The following is a 17,081-nucleotide window of genomic DNA, read 5'->3' as shown; positions in this document are numbered from 1 at the left end:
CGGCGGCAGGATTGGGGCTGGCGTTGATGCCGTTTTTTAAAAAATGCGACGAGGTACGAAGGACACCTCCTCCGCCAAACCCAATCAGTTTTCGGTCGCAAAACGGTGCAGCGACGGTCGAATATGTATAGAAAAATGTTTAGAGATTTGGCTGCTGAACAAACTGGAGATCAGAAATGATGGATGGCTCCAAAGGCTTTGAAGACGCTCTGACGGGCGAGCAGAAGATCCGCAACTTCAACATCAACTTCGGGCCACAGCACCCGGCGGCGCATGGTGTGCTGCGGCTGGTGTTGGAGCTTGACGGCGAGATCGTCGAGCGCTGCGATCCGCATATCGGCCTGCTGCATCGCGGCACCGAAAAGCTGATGGAAAGCCGGACCTATCTGCAAAACCTGCCCTATTTCGACCGGCTCGACTATGTGGCCCCGATGAATCAGGAGCACGCCTGGTGTTTGGCCATCGAAAAGCTGACGGGCGTCGAAGTGCCGCGCCGTGCCAGCCTCATCCGCGTACTTTTCTGCGAGATCGGCCGAGTGCTGAACCACCTGCTGAACATCACCACGCAGGCCATGGATGTGGGCGCACTGACGCCGCCGCTCTGGGGCTTTGAGGAACGCGAAAAGCTGATGGTGTTTTACGAGCGCGCCTGCGGGGCGCGTCTGCACGCGGCCTATTTCCGCCCCGGTGGCGTGCATCAGGACCTGCCCGATGCGCTGATTGACGATATCGAGACCTGGGCCAAAGAATTTCCCCGCGTGATGGCCGATATCGACGGGCTGCTGACTGAGAACCGCATTTTCAAACAGCGCAACGCCGATATTGGCGTGGTGACCGAAGAGGACATCCTCGAATACGGGTTTTCCGGCGTGATGGTGCGCGGGTCGGGCCTTGCCTGGGATCTGCGTCGCGCCCAGCCTTATGAATGCTATGACGAGTTCGATTTCCAGATCCCCGTGGGCAAAAACGGCGATTGCTACGACCGCTATCTGGTGCGCATGGAAGAGATGCGCCAGTCGGTCTCGATCATCCATCAGGCGATTGCCAAATTGCGCGCGCCCGAGGGTCAGGGCGATGTGCTGGCGCGCGGCAAGATCACCCCGCCCAGCCGGTCGGACATGAAGACCTCGATGGAAAGCCTGATCCACCACTTCAAGCTCTATACCGAAGGGTTCCACGTGCCCGAAGGCGAGGTTTATGCCGCCGTCGAAGCGCCCAAGGGCGAGTTCGGCGTCTACCTCGTGGCGGACGGCACCAACAAACCCTACCGCGCCAAGATCCGCGCGCCTGGGTTCCTGCATTTGCAGGCGATGGATCATATGTCGCGCGGCCACCAACTGGCCGACGTCGCGGCGATCATCGGGACCATGGATGTGGTCTTCGGAGAGATCGACCGGTGAGCGACCCACATGCACTTGTCCAGACAATAATTTTCGCAGGGGGCGTCGCGTGCCCCCGCAATTTCTGAGGTTCGACTGAATGCTCCGCCGACTACACCCTGAACAACCCGAAAGCTTTGCCTTCACGCCCGACAATCAGGCTTGGGCTGAGGGTCAGATCACGAAATACCCAGAGGGCCGTCAGGCTTCTGCAATTATCCCGATCCTGTGGCGTGCGCAGGAGCAGGAGGGCTGGTTGAGCAAACCGGCGATCGAACATGTGGCGGACATGCTCGGGCTGAGCTATATCCGGGCGCTGGAAGTGGCCACTTTCTACTTTATGTTCCAGTTGCAACCTGTTGGTTCTGTTGCCCATATTCAGGTTTGCGGCACCACCTCCTGCATGATCTGCGGGGCCGAAGACCTCGTGGCAGTCTGCAAGGAGAAAATCGCGCCGGAACCGCATGCACTTTCCGCCGATGGCAAGTTTTCATGGGAAGAAGTGGAGTGCCTCGGGGCCTGTTCAAATGCACCCATGGCGCAGATCGGCAAGGATTATTACGAGGATCTGACCGCCGACCGCATGGGTGCGATCATTGATGAAATGGCGGCAGGCAAAGTGCCTGTGCCCGGCCCGCAGAACGGTCGCTACGCGGCGGAGCCACTCAAGGGGCTGACATCGCTGACCGAACATGACAGCGGCAAGACCCAATATAATGCTTCGGCACAACTAGCGGTGGATATTGGCGACAGCATCAAGCGGATCGACGGGACCGAGGTGCCGCTGGTCATGCCTTGGCAAGGCAAACCCGCAAACAAAGCGGCGAAACCTGCAAAAGCCAAGACCAAGCCAGCCGCGAAAAAATCTGCACCGAAGACACCTGCGGCTGAACCGGCTGCGGCAGATGCGCGGCCGGCGCAATTGTCGGATGCGCCACGGGACGGCGGCGCGGATGACCTCAAACGGATCAGCGGCGTGGGGCCGAAGCTGGAGGAGACGCTCAACAGCCTTGGCATCTGGCATTTCGATCAGGTTGCAAGCTTTACAAAGGCAGATATCGCCTGGGTTGACGCGCGGCTGCGGTTCAAGGGTCGGATCGAGCGCGACGACTGGATTGGTCAGGCCAAGGCGCTGGCCGATGAGAAAGATAGTTGAATTTCCAAATAACGGTAAGAAACGGTAAAAACTGAGCGTCTGACGCGAGAAACCGGAAAGAGAGACTGGGATGGACAACAAACAGGGAATGATCAGCATGGCGCTGGGGAGCTGGCTGGTGGCTTTGGCGGCCGGCGCGGTAGCAGCCATTATGCTATGGGTCTTGGGCGGCTGGAGCTTCATGCAGGGTGCTTTTGCGGGATTTGTGGTCTTCGTCGTTGTCGGTGGCGTGATCAGTTGGATCATGACCCGCCCGTTGCCTGCGCCGAACACGGTGGAGCTGAAGCCATCAGAACCGGCAGAGACGCCTAAACCTGCCGCCGCTGCTACACCGCAGGCTGAAAAACCCGCCGAGGCCGAGACAGCTGAGAAATCCGCGGCAGCTGAAGCATCTGCGGCACCGGTTGCCAAGAAGGCAGCCGCGCCCAAGGCGGCAGCCAAGAAACCTGCAAAAAAACCCGCTGCGAAAAAAGCCACTGCCAAGAAAGCCGCCGCCCCGAAGGCCGCAGCAGCAGACGCGCGCCCGGCAGCATTTTCAGATGCGCCACGGGACGGCGGTGCGGATGATCTTAAACAGATCAGCGGCGTTGGGCCGAAGCTGGAAGAGACGCTTAACAGCCTCGGCATCTGGCATTTCGATCAGGTGGCCAAGCTGAAAAAGAAAGACATTGAATGGGTGGACGCCCGTCTGCGGTTCAAGGGTCGGATCGAACGCGACGACTGGGTGGGTCAGGCCAAGGCGCTGGCCAAAGGTGACTAGGACACCTGTGCCGCGAGAAACAAACTGAAGAGAAGGGCGGTCAACCGCAATGAGTGCGCAACATCAGGACAGACCATCACAGCAAGCCGCCCTGGCCGCCAAGGGGCGGCTGGTGAGCATTGTGATCCTAGTGACCATGGGTCTGTGGCTGCTGGCGCTCTGGCTCGGGCCAAAGCTGGGCCTGCCCGGGCGCTATGCGTTTCTGTTTGATTTCGCAGCACTGGCCGGGCTTTTCTGGGCGCTGATCGTGTCATTCCAAATACGGCGCGCGCGCAAGGCGCAGCGCGGCAACGAGTAGAAGGGGAGCAATATGCTCACGGACAAGGACCGGATCTTTACCAATATCTACGGCATGCATGACCGCACGCTGAAGGGTGCGCAGGCGCGCGGCCATTGGGACGGCACGGCCGGGATCATCAAGAAGGGGCGCGACTGGATCGTGGATCAGATGAAAGCCTCCGGTCTGCGCGGGCGGGGTGGCGCGGGTTTTCCGACCGGTCTGAAATGGTCTTTCATGCCCAAGGAAAGCGACGGGCGGCCTGCCTATCTGGTGGTCAATGCCGACGAATCCGAGCCCGGCACCTGCAAGGACCGCGAGATCATGCGCCACGACCCGCATACGCTGGTCGAGGGCTGTCTGATCGCCAGCTTCGCGATGAATGCGCATGCCTGTTACATCTACATTCGCGGTGAATACATCCGCGAGAAAGAGGCGCTGCAACGCGCCATTGACGAGGCCTATGACGCGGGGCTGATTGGCAAGAACGCCGCCGGGTCGGGCTGGGATTTCGATCTTTACCTGCATCATGGTGCCGGGGCCTATATCTGCGGTGAGGAAACGGCGCTGCTGGAAAGCCTTGAGGGCAAGAAGGGCATGCCGCGCATGAAACCCCCCTTCCCGGCGGGCGCGGGGCTTTATGGCTGTCCGACCACGGTGAATAACGTGGAGTCGATTGCCGTTGTGCCGACGATCCTGCGGCGCGGGCCGGAGTGGTTTGCCGGTTTCGGGCGAGCCAACAACGCGGGCACAAAGTTGTTTGCCATTTCGGGTCACGTGAACAACCCCTGTGTGGTTGAGGAGGCCATGTCGATTACCTTCGAGGAGTTGATCGAGACCCATTGCGGCGGTATCCGCGGCGGCTGGGACAATCTCAAGGCGGTGATCCCCGGTGGATCCTCGGTGCCGATGATCCCCGGCGCGCAGATGAAAGACGCGATCATGGATTTCGATTATCTGCGCGAACAACGCTCCGGCCTCGGCACGGCGGCGGTGATCGTGATGGATAACTCGACGGATGTGATCAAGGCGATCTGGCGGCTGTCAAAATTCTACAAACACGAAAGCTGCGGCCAGTGCACGCCCTGCCGCGAAGGCACCGGCTGGATGATGCGCGTGATGGACCGTCTGGTCACCGGCGAAGCGGAACCCGAAGAGATCGACATGCTGCTGGATGTGACCAAACAGGTCGAGGGCCACACGATCTGCGCCTTGGGGGATGCGGCGGCCTGGCCCATTCAGGGCCTCATCCGCCATTTCCGCGACGAGATCGAGGACCGCATCAAGCATAAACGGACAGGGCGTGTGAGCGCTGTGGCGGCGGAGTGATGGGGGCTATGATGAAATTATCTGGCGTCTTTCTTTCGCTTTTTGTCGCAATAGGTGTCGGTACAATCGTGACTGCTGCCGGCAACGATCCCTATGGCACGGCAGTTGGACAGGTGGCTGCAGCTTATGAAATGCAACAAGAATGTAACAGTGTTGGTTCTTTTGGCCCCGAAGATTATCAAGGGTTTGTGTTGTCCGCAACGGAGGTCTTGAAGAAGCAAGGGTTGCGAAAAAACAAAATGCGAAAGCTATTGTTTTACGGGCAAACAGTTTGGATTCAGCAGGAGAAAGCAAGAATACTAGCTGAACGCGGGGTCAACGACAATAACAGCTCTGCGGTTTGCTCATTCGCTCGAAACGTTGCTGGAAAGAACGATACTATCGGCCAGTTTTTGGTCCGGGAGTAACATTGATGGTCAATAGATACCACCTCGCCGAACTCAACGTTGGCCGCCTGATCGCGCCGACGGATGATCCGCGCGTGGCGGAGTTCATGGCAAACCTTGATCGGATCAACGGCCTGGGCAAGCGCATGCCGGGGTTCGTGTGGATGATGGAAGGCTCAGGAGAGCCGGGCACGGGCAACACCGATGCCAAGATCGACGGTGACCCGCAATATGTCGCTAACCTCACGGTCTGGGAGAGCGTGGAGACGCTGGAGAAATTCGTCTGGGGCACCATCCACAAGCAGTTTTACGAGCGCCGCCAGGAATGGTTCGAAGTGCTGGGAGAGATGCATTTCGTGATGTGGTGGGTGCCTGAAGGCCATGAACCGACGCTTGCAGAAGCGCTGGACCGGCTGGCACACCTCAAAACCCATGGTGACAGCGATCATGCCTTTGGCTGGTCGCATCTGAAAGAAGCAAGCCAGTGGCGCGCGGGCAGATGCGCGCCGGTGGCCGCGGAGTGAATGGTATGAAGAATCTTGTTTGTCTGATGTTGGCCGCCGGATTTGTTGCCGGGTGCGGCAGTGATGCCGACGAGATTCGGTTTGATGGCCAGTTTTATCGCACGCGTTTGAGCGATCTGGATGAGCGGCAAAAGTTTCAGGTGACAGCACGTCCGGTTTCGGCCTCACTGCTGGGGGCCAAGGAGGCGGCGCGCTACGAGGCGACCGTCTATTGTGTGAATGAATACGGCAGTTCGGCCATTCAATGGGTCGTGGGGCCGGATGATGCGGACGAAACCCTGCCGATTTCCGACGACACCCTGACACTGCAGGGGGCCTGCCCTCTGTGAGTGTCGTGCAGGCATATCCGGCGAAAGCCCCATCGCGGCGGCGGCTGATATTGAATAGCAGCGCGCGCCCCCCCAGATCGGAGGGCAGATAAGGCATGCTGCCTTTGGTGGGAGAACGGATATGCGGAAGATGATTATGACCATGGTCACGGCGGGCGCTGTTTTTGTGACCGGTGTTGCAGCGGCCAACCCGCCCCTGCGGGAGGTCAAATCCATTGATGACGGGCTTTTTGCCATTGGGCTGGCGGATCAGATCCGCAAAAACTGCCCGGTGATCTCTGCACGGATATTCCGGGCGCTGGGGGCCTTGCAGGATCTGAATGCACAGGCCGAAGCCTTGGGGTATACCAAGAAGGAAATTGACGCCCATGTGGACTCGGACGTTGAAAAGGACCGCTTGCGGGCCCGCGCGGCAGATTACATGGCAGCGCAGGGGCTGAAAGTGGATGAGGCCGGGTATTGTGCGCTCGGCAAAGCGGAAATTGCACGCAACAGCACTATTGGCGTGTTGTTGCGTGAGAAATGACAGGGCGCGGCACCGCGCCGCGAGGAACCGATGCGCAACTGCGCAGTGATGGGTAAAGGCAAATGATATGAGCGACTTACGCAAAGTCATTATTGATGGGCAGGAAATCGAGGTGGAGGGCGCGATGACGCTGATCCAGGCCTGCGAAGTGGCAGGTATCGAAGTGCCGCGCTTTTGTTACCACGAGCGTCTGACCATCGCCGGCAACTGCCGCATGTGTCTGGTCGAGGTCGTCGGTGGCCCGCCGAAACCGGCGGCAAGCTGTGCCATGCAGGTGCGCGATCTGCGCCCCGGCCCCGAAGGTCAGCCGCCGGTGGTCAAGACCAACTCCCCCATGGTCAAAAAGGCGCGCGAAGGGGTGATGGAATTTCTGCTGATCAACCACCCGCTGGATTGCCCGATCTGCGATCAGGGTGGTGAATGCGATCTTCAGGATCAGGCGATGGCCTACGGTGTCGATTTCAGCCGCTACCGCGAGCCCAAACGCGCGACCGAAGACCTCGATCTGGGGCCGCTGGTGGAAACCCATATGACGCGTTGCATTTCCTGCACACGCTGTGTGCGCTTCACCACCGAAGTGGCGGGCATTCACCAGATGGGCCAGACAGGCCGGGGCGAGGATGCGGAGATTACCTCCTATCTGGGCCAGACGCTGGATTCGAATTTGCAGGGCAATATCATTGATCTCTGCCCGGTTGGTGCTTTGGTTTCAAAGCCTTACGCCTTTACGGCGCGACCGTGGGAGCTGACGAAAACCGAGAGCATCGACGTGATGGACGCGCTTGGTGCCAGCATCCGCGTGGACACCAAGGGCCGCGAAGTCATGCGCTTCCTGCCGCGCAACCATGACGGCGTGAACGAGGAATGGATTTCGGACAAGACGCGTTTTGTCTGGGATGGGTTGCGCCGCCAGAGGCTCGATAAACCCTACATCCGTGAAAACGGCAAGCTGCGGCCTGCCTCCTGGCCGGAAGCGCTGGCGGCAGCGGCAAAGGCGATGGAAGGCAAATCCGTCGCTGGCATCGTGGGCGATCTCGCCCCGGTGGAGGCGGTGTTTGCGCTCAAGCAATTGATCGAGGGGCGCGGTGGCGTGGTTGAATGCCGCACCGATGGGGCGCGATTGCCAGCGTGGAACCGGTCCGCCTATGCGGGGACGGCACGGATCGACGATCTTGATGCGGCGCAGGCCATCATGTTGATCGGCTCGAACCCGGCGGTCGAGGCACCGGTGCTCAACGCCCGCATTCGCAAAGCCTGGACAAAGGGCGCAAATGTTGGCGTGGTCGGGGAAGCGGTCGACCTTACCTATGAATACAATCATCTGGGCACGGGCCCCGATACGCTGACCGAGCTTTTGGGCCGTGATCATTCAAATGTCGCCGAAAAGCCTTCGGTGATTGTGATCGGGCAGGGCGCGCTGCAGCGCGAGGATGGCGAAGCGGTGCTGGCCGCCGCGATGGCCCTGGCGGAATCGACGAAATCGACCTTCATGGTGCTGCACACGGCTGCGTCGCGGGTCGGCGCGCTGGATGTGGGCGCGACAAACGAAGGCGGCATGGCGGCGGTGTCCAAGGCAGATGTGATCTACAACCTCGGCGCCGATGAGATCGACATCGAAGCCGGACCTTTTGTCATCTATCAGGGCAGCCACGGCGACCGGGGGGCGCATCGGGCTGACATCATCCTGCCCGGAGCGGCCTATACCGAAGAACCGGGGCTTTTTGTCAACACCGAAGGACGGCCGCAGCTTGCCTTGCGTGCAGGGTTTGCCCCGGGCGAGGCCAAGGAAAACTGGGCCATTCTGCGGGCACTTTCGGCGGAGACCGGCGCGCAATTGCCCTATGACAGCATTGCCCAGTTGCGTCAGGCGCTGGTGGATCATGCGCCGCATCTGAGCAAGATCGACGAGGTGCAGGAATATGCGCTCGACCCGCTGGAGCCGGGCAAGATGGCCAGCACCGCGTTCAAACAGGCCATTGTTGATTTCTATCTGACCAATCCCATCGCACGCGCCAGTCAACTGATGGCGGAGTTGTCGGCCAATGCAAAAGCACGCCGCGACGGGGCACTTGCAGCGGAATGAAGCCCATCGCGCTCATATCCCCTCTGGCCCTTGCGGCCTGCGCGCCGCCCGTGCCGGTGGCCGAGGATTTCATTCCCGAATACCTGGGGGCGGAGAGCAAATTGCTGGGTGAGGATCTGGTGCAGGTCAATGTGGCCATGACCAAAGCGCGCGTGCCTGCCAATGTGCAGCGCTATGCAACATGCGCGGTTGCGCAATTCGCTTTGACCCAGGGCTACGGATTTGCCCGACATTTGCGTACAAATGTGACCGAAGAGGGTGGCGTGTGGGCCGCAGATGCTGTTTACACGATCTCGCCAACCCTACCTGACGGGCTAGCTACAATTGACGCAGAAGTCACCGTGGCGGCCTGTAAGGAAACTGGAATACCGACGGTGTGAGGACCTATGGCTGACTTCTTTACCACCCCCGGCGGCATCGCCGTCCTGATCCTGGCACAGGTGCTGGCGGTCGTGGCCTTCGTGATGATTTCGCTGCTGTTTCTGGTCTATGGCGACCGCAAGATCTGGGCCGCCGTCCAGATGCGCCGCGGACCCAACGTGGTGGGGGCCTTCGGGCTTTTGCAAACCGTGGCCGATGCGCTGAAATATGTGGTCAAGGAAGTGGTGGTTCCGGCGGGGGCCGACAAGACCGTCTTCATGCTGGCACCGATGACCAGTTTCGTGCTGGCGATGATCGCCTGGGCGGTGATCCCCTTCAACGACGGCTGGGTGCTCAGCGACATCAACGTCGCCATCCTCTTCGTCCTGGCGATTTCCTCACTGGAGGTCTACGGCGTGATCATGGGCGGCTGGGCGTCGAATTCCAAATACCCGTTTCTGGGCTCCCTGCGCTCGGCCGCGCAGATGATTTCCTATGAGGTGTCACTGGGCCTGATCATCATCGGGGTGATCATCTCCACGGGGTCGATGAATTTCGGCAGCATCGTGGCCGCACAGGACGGCAACTACGCGTTCTTCTCGTGGTACTGGCTGCCGCATCTGCCCATGGTGTTCCTGTTCTTCATCTCCTGCCTGGCAGAGACCAACCGCCCGCCCTTCGATCTGCCCGAAGCGGAAAGCGAACTGGTTGCAGGCTATCAGGTGGAATATTCCTCGACACCTTTCCTGCTGTTTATGGCGGGCGAATATATCGCCATCTTCCTGATGTGCGCGCTGACCTCGCTGCTGTTCTTCGGCGGCTGGCTGTCGCCGATCCCCGGCCTGCCGGATGGGGTGCTGTGGATGATCGCGAAGATGGCATTCTTCTTCTTCCTCTTTGCGATGGTCAAGGCCATCACCCCGCGCTACCGCTATGACCAGTTGATGCGACTGGGCTGGAAAGTCTTCCTGCCGTTCTCGCTCGCCTGGGTGGTCTTTGTGGCCTTTGCTGCAAAATTCGACTGGTTCTGGGGCGCATACGCGCGCTGGGGAATGGGAGGCTGATATGAAAATCAGAGAAAACATGGTTTTTTACACGTTTCCTCGACTGATAATGAATGACGAAAGAGAGTGGTCTACTGCTGGAATTTTAGAAGCTGCTGAAAGTCGATGGAAAGCTCTTTTAGACAAGTCGGCGATTGGCGAGTTTGATAGTGCAGAAATGGCCGCTGTGAAATTGAATGAGCTGCATTCCGACATTGACGCTGATCTTAATTCGACCGGATGGTCGAAACGTGTCTTGGCGACAATTTCGGTCCTTCCTGACGAGTATGAAAGTGGATGGTGGTAAATGACACAGATCGACTACACCCGCGCCGCGAAATACTTCCTGTTGCAGGATTTCTGGGTCGGCATGAAACTGGGGTTGAAGTATTTCTTTGCCCCAAAGGCGACGGTGAACTACCCGCATGAAAAAGGCCCGCTCAGCCCGCGCTTTCGGGGCGAGCATGCGCTCAGACGCTATCCCAATGGCGAAGAACGCTGCATTGCTTGCAAGCTTTGCGAAGCGATCTGCCCGGCACAGGCCATCACCATTGATGCGGAGCCCCGCGACGACGGCAGCCGCCGCACCACGCGCTACGACATCGACATGACCAAATGCATCTACTGCGGTTTCTGTCAGGAAGCCTGCCCGGTGGACGCGATTGTCGAAGGACCAAATTTCGAGTTTTCCACCGAGACCCGCGAAGAGCTGTTCTATGACAAGGACAAGCTTCTGGCCAATGGCGAGCGCTGGGAAGCCGAGATCGCCCGCAACCTTGAACTGGACGCGCCCTACCGATGAGTGATCCCAAGAACCCGTTTGAAGGGGCCAACCCCTTTGCCGCGATGATGGAACAAGCGCAGGAAATGGCGAAGAGCTTTCCGGCGATGGAGGCGTTTTCGCCCAAGGGTTTTGAGAAGATGATGGGCACAATGCCCAAGGACATGATGGAAATGATGTTCGGGAACGCGCTGAACGAAGGCTCGCTGGACGCGCGCACCCGGATGCTGCTGACCCTTGCGGGGCTGACCATGCAGGGCGCGCAGAACGATGTGGCCTTCCGGCAGGCGGTGCGTCACGCGCTGGAGGCCGGGGCCACTGAACAGCATATTGTCGAGACGATCGGGCAGATGTCGATGTTTGCAGGGCTGCCTGCCATGACCCGCGCGCTGGAACTGGCGCAGCAGGTGCTGGACGAAGAGAAGGACAAGGAATGACGGTTTTTGCCTTTTACCTGTTTGCCATCAGCGTGATTGCCGGGGGGCTTTTCACAGTGGTCAGCCGCAACCCGGTGCATTCCGTGCTCTGGCTGATTCTTGCGTTTTTGTCCTCGGCGGGGCTGTTTGTGCTGTTGGGCGCGGAATTCGTCGCCATGCTCCTGATCATTGTCTACGTGGGCGCTGTGGCCGTGCTGTTCTTGTTCGTGGTGATGATGCTGGACGTGGATTTCGCCGAACTCAAGGCGGAGATGGCGAAATACATGCCGCTGGCGCTGCTGATCGGGCTGGTGATCCTGATGCAGTTCGTCATGGCCTTTGGGGCCTGGGAAAGCAACGCTGCTGCCGAAGGGCTGCGTGCGCAGGTGATGCCCGTGGACCGGCACAATACCGAAGCGCTGGGGCTGATCCTTTATGACCAGTATTTCCTGCTCTTCCAGCTTGCGGGCCTGATCCTGCTGGTGGCGATGATCGGCGCGATTGTGCTGACCCTGCGCCATCGCTCTGATGTCAAACGCCAGGATGTGGTCGCCCAGATGATGCGTGACCCGGCGGTTGCAATGGAGCTTAAGGACGTCAAACCGGGGCAGGGGCTTTGACGTCAGGCACAGATCATCAACAAAACCGCCTGTTCGGGATTGAGTACTTGCGCTTCCTTCTGGCTGGTTGCGTTGTGGTCTACCATTACTTCTATGTTGGTCCCGCCGTCGGTGTCGTTCCGGGGGAGCTTTTCTGGACAAGCCATCTGGTATACGGCGGCTATGCCGTTGCTGCGTTTTTCATTATCAGCGGTTACGTGATTTCGCTCTCTTCTGTCGGTAAAACAGCCAGTCAGTTTTTCGCGTCACGTGTCAGCAGATTATATCCGGCGTTGTTCTGCTGCACCCTTATGACCGGCTTTATCTTTTTTGCCTCCGGCGGCATGAACAATAGTCTGTTGATCATGACCAGCCTGAAATCGCTGGCATTTCTGCCCATGCTTGGCGGCGGCAAGATGATCGACCCTGCTTACTGGTCGATTGTCTATGAGTTGCGGTTTTACAGCTTCGTGATGTTGTTGATTTTGGCAGGCAGCATTGATCGGGTTCTGGAAATGCTGACGCTCTTTGTTTTTGTGGGCGCTGGTCTGGTACTCTTGGGGCTGGACACGGAATTTGCCGCCTATGTTCTCTTTCCCTATGCACCCTTCTTCGCATTGGGGGTGATCCTGTTTCGCAGACGTGATGAAGGATGGACCCCCTATCTGAAGGGCATGTTGGCGCTGCATTTTGTTGCCGCCGTGCATGGCGGCTACTTCGATTTCGGCCGGTATGACATGTTGGATGTCTCGCAGGTTGCGATATGGGGCATGACGATTGTCGTGGCAGTATCTCTGGCGCTGGTCATTTTTGCGGAGAACGTCACGGTTCCCGAACACTTCGGCCCGTTTGCGATCCTGCTGGGGGGGATGAGCTATCCATTGTACCTGCTGCATCAGGCGGTAGGCTATATCTGTATCGATTTCATGAGCCGCTACATTGGCGCGCCGGCAGCCTCCGCAACGATGCTGATCGCAGTATTGTTGGCTTCGTTCTTTGTATATCGCTTCATTGAACGGTCCGTCGGCAAAAGCCTCAAGCGGGGCATCTTGTCGATGTTGCCTCCGCGCGGTGCGGCACTACCAACCGGCCAGGTAGGACAACCTGCAACCATAAAGATACCCACGCCTCGAAATACCAAAGGTGAACAGAAATGATCGGACTTGAACATTACCTGACAGTGGCGGCGACGCTTTTTGTCATTGGCATCTTCGGGCTGTTTCTCAACCGCAAGAACATCATCATCCTGCTGATGAGCATTGAATTGATGCTGCTGGCTGTGAACATCAATCTGGTGGCTTTCTCCAGCTTCCTCGGTGATCTGGTAGGGCAGGTGTTCACGCTCTTCGTGCTGACCGTGGCAGCAGCAGAGGCGGCGATTGGTCTGGCCATTCTGGTCTGTTTCTTCCGCAACCGCGGCACCATCGCCGTGGAAGACGTCAACGTGATGAAGGGCTAAGCAATCATGGAAACCATCATCCTCTTTGCCCCTCTAGTTGGCGCGCTTCTCTGTGGGTTCGGCTGGCGGCTGTTTGGCGAGACGGCGGCCATGTGGATCGCCACCTCGCTGCTCTTTGTCTCGGCGATCCTGAGCTGGCTGATCTTTCTGACCTTTGACGGCACGACCGAGCAGATCCAGATCCTGCGGTTTATCGAAAGCGGCACGCTCAGCACGGATTGGTCGATCCGACTGGACCGTTTGACGGCAATCATGCTGATCGTGATCACAACCGTATCGAGCCTCGTGCACCTCTATTCCTTTGGCTACATGGATCATGATCCGCAGTGGAAAGAGGGTGAAAGCTACAAGCCGCGCTTCTTTGCTTATCTGTCGTTCTTTACCTTTGCGATGCTGATGCTGGTGACGGCTGACAACCTTGTGCAGATGTTCTTTGGCTGGGAAGGCGTTGGTGTCGCCTCCTACCTGCTGATCGGGTTTTATTATCGCAAACCAAGCGCCAATGCCGCCGCGATCAAGGCCTTTGTGGTCAACCGGGTGGGGGATTTCGGCTTTGCGCTGGGGATCTTTGCGCTGTTCTTCCTGACCGACAGCATCCGTTTTGACGATATCTTTGCCGCCGCCCCTGATTTGGCAGAAACGCAATTGACCTTCCTGTGGTCGGAGTGGAACGCGGCCAATCTGGTGGCGATGCTGCTCTTTATCGGGGCGATGGGCAAATCTGCGCAGCTGATCCTGCACACCTGGTTGCCGGACGCGATGGAGGGGCCGACGCCTGTCTCCGCGCTCATTCACGCGGCGACCATGGTGACCGCGGGCGTTTTCCTGGTGTGCCGCATGTCGCCGCTGATGGAATTCGCGCCTGAGGCGACCGCTTTCATCACCTTCCTCGGGGCCACAACCGCGTTTTTCGCCGCCACCGTAGGGCTGGTGCAGACCGACATCAAACGCGTGATCGCCTATTCGACGTGCTCGCAGCTTGGCTATATGTTCGTGGCTGCGGGTGTGGGCATGTATTCCGCCGCGATGTTCCACCTCTTCACCCATGCTTTCTTCAAGGCCATGCTTTTCCTTGGTGCCGGTTCGGTGATCCACGCGATGCATCACGAGCAGGACATGACCAACTACGGCGGGTTGCGCAAGAAAATCCCCTATACCTTTGCGGCGATGATGATCGGGACGCTGGCCATCACCGGCGTCGGCATTCCGCTGACCCATATCGGCTTTGCAGGGTTCCTCAGCAAGGATGCGATCATCGAAAGCGCCTTTGCAGGGGGCACCGGTTATGCGTTCTGGCTGCTGGTTGCGGCCGCCGCGATGACGTCCTTCTATAGCTGGCGGCTGATTTTTCTGACCTTCTACGGGACGCCGCGTGGGGACAAACATACCCATGATCATGCCCATGAAAGCCCGATGACCATGCTGATCCCGCTGGGTGTCCTGGCGGTTGGCTCCGTTTTTGCCGGGATGGTCTGGTATGGCAGCTTCTTTGGTCACACTGACAAAGTGGCGAAATTCTATGGTGTGCCTTATGCGGAAGCGGGTGCCCATGGCGAAGCGCACGGGGAGGATCATGCCGCCAAGACGGAGGACGATGGCCACGGCGATGACGCGGCCCATGGCGATGACAAGGCCAAGGGCGGCGAGAAGGAACACCACTATGTCTTCTCCGGAGCACCAGGCGAAGGGGCCATCTATATGGGCCCCGACAATACCGTGCTGGATGATGCCCACGCGGCCCCGAAATGGGTGAAAGTGTCACCTTTCGTGGCCATGCTGAGCGGTTTCCTGATGGCCATGTGGTTCTACATCTGGAACCCGACCCTGCCGGCGCGTCTGGCCGAAAACCAGCGGCCCCTATACCTGTTCCTCAAGAACAAGTGGTATTTTGACGAGCTTTACAACGTGGTCTTTGTGGGCCCGGCCAAATGGATCGGCAGCTTCCTGTGGAAACGGGGCGATGGCGACGTGCTCGACGGCGGCCTCAACGGCGTGGCGATGGGGATCATCCCCTTCTTCACCCGGCTCGCGGGGCGCGCGCAATCGGGCTACATCTTTACCTATGCCTTTGCCATGGTGATCGGCATTGCTGTTCTGGTCACCTGGATGACGATGAGCGGAGGAGCGCACTGATGGACAATCTTCTGTCGATTGTGACCTTCATCCCGGCGGGTGCGGCGTTGATCCTCGCGGTATTCCTGCGCGGTGACGACGAGGCGGCAAACCGGAACGCCAAGTGGCTGGCCATGGCGGCCACAACCATGACCTTCCTGGTGTCGCTGTTTATCCTCGCGGAGTTTGATCCCAACGACACCGGCTTTCAGTTCGTTGAGCAAGCGCCATGGTTGCTGGGGCTGCAATACAAAATGGGCGTCGATGGTATTTCGGTGCTTTTCGTGATGCTCACGACCTTCATGATGCCGCTGGTGATTGCCGCGTCCTGGAATGTGACCGAGCGCGTCAAGGAATATATGATTGCCTTTCTGATGCTGGAAACGCTGATGCTGGGCGTCTTCATGGCGCTGGATCTGGTGCTGTTCTACCTCTTCTTCGAGGCGGGTCTGATCCCGATGTTCCTCATCATCGGCATCTGGGGCGGGGCGAACCGCATCTACGCCAGCTTCAAGTTCTTCCTCTACACCTTCCTCGGCTCGGTGCTGATGCTGGTGGCGATGGTCGGCATGTTCGCGGATGCGGGTACGACGGACATCGAGGTGCTGCTGAAACACCAGTTCGCCTTTGAGACCTTCTCGGTCGCGGGCGTCACGGTTGTGGGCGGTCTGCAAACCCTGCTGTTTCTGGCCTTCTTCGCCAGCTTTGCCGTCAAAATGCCGATGTGGCCGGTGCACACATGGTTGCCCGATGCCCACGTTCAGGCCCCCACAGCCGGATCGGTCGTTCTGGCGGCGATCCTGCTCAAAATGGGCGGCTATGGCTTCCTGCGGTTTTCCTTGCCGATGTTCCCTGTGGGCTCCGAAGTGATGACGCCGCTGGTCTTGTGGATGTCGGCCATTGCGATTGTCTACACCTCGCTGGTCGCTCTGGTGCAGGAAGACATGAAAAAGCTCATCGCCTATTCGTCCGTCGCCCATATGGGCTTTGTAACCATGGGGATTTTCGCGGCTAATCAGCAGGGTGTGGATGGGGCGATCTTCCAGATGATCAGCCACGGGTTCATCTCCGGCGCGCTCTTTCTCTGCGTTGGCGTGATTTACGACCGCATGCATACCCGTGATATCGACGCCTATGGCGGGCTGGTGAACCGGATGCCGGCCTATGCGCTGATTTTCATGCTCTTTACCATGGCCAATGTGGGCCTGCCGGGCACCAGCGGATTTGTGGGTGAATTCCTGACGCTGATGGCCGTCTTTCAGGTCAATACATGGGTTGCGGCAGTGGCCACCACCGGTGTGATCCTCTCGGCGGCCTATGCGCTCTGGCTCTACCGCCGCGTGGTCATGGGTGATCTGATCAAGGAGAGCCTGCGCTCGATCAGCGACATGACCTCGCGGGAACGCTGGATATTCGCACCGCTGGTGGCGATGACGCTGCTTTTGGGCGTCTACCCTGCGCTGGTGCTGGACATCACCGGCCCGGCGGTTGCGGCTCTGGTTGGCAATTACGACACGGCATTGACGGCGGCTGAGGCCGCGTCACAGCTCGCGTCAAACTAA

General features: G+C 58.8%; 20 protein-coding genes. All 20 read left to right on the top strand.

Features of this window, described 5'->3' with window-relative positions:
- Positions 1-179 precede the first annotated feature (179 nt).
- Positions 180-1,400: an NADH-quinone oxidoreductase subunit D gene (locus tag Q0802_RS02105; protein ID WP_298913554.1), complete on the top strand. Its 1,221-nt coding sequence runs from the start codon at positions 180-182 to the stop codon at positions 1,398-1,400.
- Between the two features lie 79 nt (positions 1,401-1,479).
- Complete coding sequence (gene nuoE / locus Q0802_RS02100) at positions 1,480-2,535, top strand: NADH-quinone oxidoreductase subunit NuoE (RefSeq protein WP_298912816.1); 1,056 nt, start codon at positions 1,480-1,482, stop codon at positions 2,533-2,535.
- Between the two features lie 70 nt (positions 2,536-2,605).
- Positions 2,606-3,295 (top strand): hypothetical protein, encoded by a 690-nt coding sequence (locus tag Q0802_RS02095; protein WP_298912813.1) that lies wholly within the window; start codon positions 2,606-2,608, stop codon positions 3,293-3,295.
- Between the two features lie 49 nt (positions 3,296-3,344).
- On the top strand, positions 3,345-3,593 hold the full coding sequence (locus Q0802_RS02090; RefSeq protein WP_298912809.1) for a DUF5337 domain-containing protein: 249 nt from the start codon (positions 3,345-3,347) through the stop codon (positions 3,591-3,593).
- 12 nt (positions 3,594-3,605) lie between these two features.
- Positions 3,606-4,901, top strand: coding sequence for an NADH-quinone oxidoreductase subunit NuoF (gene nuoF, locus Q0802_RS02085; protein WP_298912807.1), 1,296 nt, complete (start codon positions 3,606-3,608; stop codon positions 4,899-4,901).
- 11 nt (positions 4,902-4,912) lie between these two features.
- The gene (locus Q0802_RS02080; protein WP_298912805.1) at positions 4,913-5,308 is read left to right on the top strand and encodes a hypothetical protein; all 396 of its coding nucleotides are present in this window, start codon (positions 4,913-4,915) and stop codon (positions 5,306-5,308) included.
- A 5-nt stretch (positions 5,309-5,313) separates the two neighbouring features.
- Positions 5,314-5,811 (top strand): DUF3291 domain-containing protein, encoded by a 498-nt coding sequence (locus Q0802_RS02075; protein ID WP_298912803.1) that lies wholly within the window; start codon positions 5,314-5,316, stop codon positions 5,809-5,811.
- 5 nt (positions 5,812-5,816) lie between these two features.
- A complete protein-coding gene (locus Q0802_RS02070) occupies positions 5,817-6,140 on the top strand; it encodes a hypothetical protein (protein ID WP_298912801.1) in 324 nt (107 codons plus the stop codon).
- 121 nt (positions 6,141-6,261) lie between these two features.
- Positions 6,262-6,666: a DUF5333 domain-containing protein gene (locus tag Q0802_RS02065; protein WP_298912798.1), complete on the top strand. Its 405-nt coding sequence runs from the start codon at positions 6,262-6,264 to the stop codon at positions 6,664-6,666.
- Positions 6,667-6,733: 67 nt separating this feature from the next.
- Entirely contained in the window at positions 6,734-8,749 is a 2,016-nt protein-coding gene (nuoG, locus tag Q0802_RS02060; RefSeq protein WP_298912795.1) for an NADH-quinone oxidoreductase subunit NuoG, read from the top strand.
- A complete protein-coding gene (locus tag Q0802_RS02055) occupies positions 8,746-9,129 on the top strand; it encodes a hypothetical protein (protein WP_298912792.1) in 384 nt (127 codons plus the stop codon). Before nuoG ends, Q0802_RS02055 begins: the two co-directional genes overlap by 4 nt.
- A 6-nt stretch (positions 9,130-9,135) precedes the next feature.
- Positions 9,136-10,173 (top strand): NADH-quinone oxidoreductase subunit NuoH, encoded by a 1,038-nt coding sequence (gene nuoH, locus Q0802_RS02050; protein ID WP_298912790.1) that lies wholly within the window; start codon positions 9,136-9,138, stop codon positions 10,171-10,173.
- 1 nt (position 10,174) lies between these two features.
- Positions 10,175-10,459, top strand: a complete 285-nt coding sequence (locus Q0802_RS02045) for a hypothetical protein (protein ID WP_298912787.1) — start codon at positions 10,175-10,177, stop codon at positions 10,457-10,459.
- Complete coding sequence (gene nuoI / locus Q0802_RS02040; protein ID WP_298912784.1) at positions 10,460-10,954, top strand: NADH-quinone oxidoreductase subunit NuoI; 495 nt, start codon at positions 10,460-10,462, stop codon at positions 10,952-10,954.
- On the top strand, positions 10,951-11,370 hold the full coding sequence (locus Q0802_RS02035) for a carboxymuconolactone decarboxylase family protein (RefSeq protein WP_298912781.1): 420 nt from the start codon (positions 10,951-10,953) through the stop codon (positions 11,368-11,370). Before nuoI ends, Q0802_RS02035 begins: the two co-directional genes overlap by 4 nt.
- Positions 11,367-11,969: an NADH-quinone oxidoreductase subunit J gene (locus Q0802_RS02030; RefSeq protein WP_298912778.1), complete on the top strand. Its 603-nt coding sequence runs from the start codon at positions 11,367-11,369 to the stop codon at positions 11,967-11,969. Before Q0802_RS02035 ends, Q0802_RS02030 begins: the two co-directional genes overlap by 4 nt.
- A 47-nt stretch (positions 11,970-12,016) precedes the next feature.
- Positions 12,017-13,105 carry an acyltransferase gene (locus Q0802_RS02025; protein WP_298912775.1) on the top strand — a complete coding sequence of 363 codons (1,089 nt, stop codon included), beginning with the start codon at positions 12,017-12,019 and terminating at the stop codon, positions 13,103-13,105.
- Positions 13,102-13,407 (top strand): NADH-quinone oxidoreductase subunit NuoK, encoded by a 306-nt coding sequence (gene nuoK, locus Q0802_RS02020; RefSeq protein ID WP_187428658.1) that lies wholly within the window; start codon positions 13,102-13,104, stop codon positions 13,405-13,407. The genes Q0802_RS02025 and nuoK overlap by 4 nt, the downstream gene beginning before the upstream one ends.
- A gap of 6 nt (positions 13,408-13,413) precedes the next feature.
- Positions 13,414-15,540: an NADH-quinone oxidoreductase subunit L gene (nuoL, locus tag Q0802_RS02015; protein ID WP_298912772.1), complete on the top strand. Its 2,127-nt coding sequence runs from the start codon at positions 13,414-13,416 to the stop codon at positions 15,538-15,540.
- Positions 15,540-17,081 (top strand): NADH-quinone oxidoreductase subunit M, encoded by a 1,542-nt coding sequence (locus Q0802_RS02010; RefSeq protein WP_298912770.1) that lies wholly within the window; start codon positions 15,540-15,542, stop codon positions 17,079-17,081. Before nuoL ends, Q0802_RS02010 begins: the two co-directional genes overlap by 1 nt.

Origin of the sequence: uncultured Roseobacter sp. (assembly GCF_947495275.1) — a bacterium.
GTDB lineage: Bacteria > Pseudomonadota > Alphaproteobacteria > Rhodobacterales > Rhodobacteraceae > Roseobacter.
The sequence above is the reverse complement of the archived record's forward strand: the minus strand, read 5'-3'. Positions and strand labels throughout refer to the sequence as shown.

Bases quoted from the DNA above. Each gene is read 5' to 3' on its own strand.
- Q0802_RS02105 (WP_298913554.1), top strand. From the start codon at position 180: ATGGATGGCTCCAAAGGCTTTGAAGACGCTCTGACGGGCGAGCAGAAG.
- nuoE (WP_298912816.1), top strand. From the start codon at position 1,480: ATGCTCCGCCGACTACACCCTGAACAACCCGAAAGCTTTGCCTTCACG.
- Q0802_RS02095 (WP_298912813.1), top strand. From the start codon at position 2,606: ATGGACAACAAACAGGGAATGATCAGCATGGCGCTGGGGAGCTGGCTG.
- Q0802_RS02090 (WP_298912809.1), top strand. From the start codon at position 3,345: ATGAGTGCGCAACATCAGGACAGACCATCACAGCAAGCCGCCCTGGCC.
- nuoF (WP_298912807.1), top strand. From the start codon at position 3,606: ATGCTCACGGACAAGGACCGGATCTTTACCAATATCTACGGCATGCAT.
- Q0802_RS02080 (WP_298912805.1), top strand. From the start codon at position 4,913: ATGAAATTATCTGGCGTCTTTCTTTCGCTTTTTGTCGCAATAGGTGTC.
- Q0802_RS02075 (WP_298912803.1), top strand. From the start codon at position 5,314: ATGGTCAATAGATACCACCTCGCCGAACTCAACGTTGGCCGCCTGATC.
- Q0802_RS02070 (WP_298912801.1), top strand. From the start codon at position 5,817: ATGAAGAATCTTGTTTGTCTGATGTTGGCCGCCGGATTTGTTGCCGGG.
- Q0802_RS02065 (WP_298912798.1), top strand. From the start codon at position 6,262: ATGCGGAAGATGATTATGACCATGGTCACGGCGGGCGCTGTTTTTGTG.
- nuoG (WP_298912795.1), top strand. From the start codon at position 6,734: ATGAGCGACTTACGCAAAGTCATTATTGATGGGCAGGAAATCGAGGTG.
- Q0802_RS02055 (WP_298912792.1), top strand. From the start codon at position 8,746: ATGAAGCCCATCGCGCTCATATCCCCTCTGGCCCTTGCGGCCTGCGCG.
- nuoH (WP_298912790.1), top strand. From the start codon at position 9,136: ATGGCTGACTTCTTTACCACCCCCGGCGGCATCGCCGTCCTGATCCTG.
- Q0802_RS02045 (WP_298912787.1), top strand. From the start codon at position 10,175: ATGAAAATCAGAGAAAACATGGTTTTTTACACGTTTCCTCGACTGATA.
- nuoI (WP_298912784.1), top strand. From the start codon at position 10,460: ATGACACAGATCGACTACACCCGCGCCGCGAAATACTTCCTGTTGCAG.
- Q0802_RS02035 (WP_298912781.1), top strand. From the start codon at position 10,951: ATGAGTGATCCCAAGAACCCGTTTGAAGGGGCCAACCCCTTTGCCGCG.
- Q0802_RS02030 (WP_298912778.1), top strand. From the start codon at position 11,367: ATGACGGTTTTTGCCTTTTACCTGTTTGCCATCAGCGTGATTGCCGGG.
- nuoK (WP_187428658.1), top strand. From the start codon at position 13,102: ATGATCGGACTTGAACATTACCTGACAGTGGCGGCGACGCTTTTTGTC.
- nuoL (WP_298912772.1), top strand. From the start codon at position 13,414: ATGGAAACCATCATCCTCTTTGCCCCTCTAGTTGGCGCGCTTCTCTGT.
- Q0802_RS02010 (WP_298912770.1), top strand. From the start codon at position 15,540: ATGGACAATCTTCTGTCGATTGTGACCTTCATCCCGGCGGGTGCGGCG.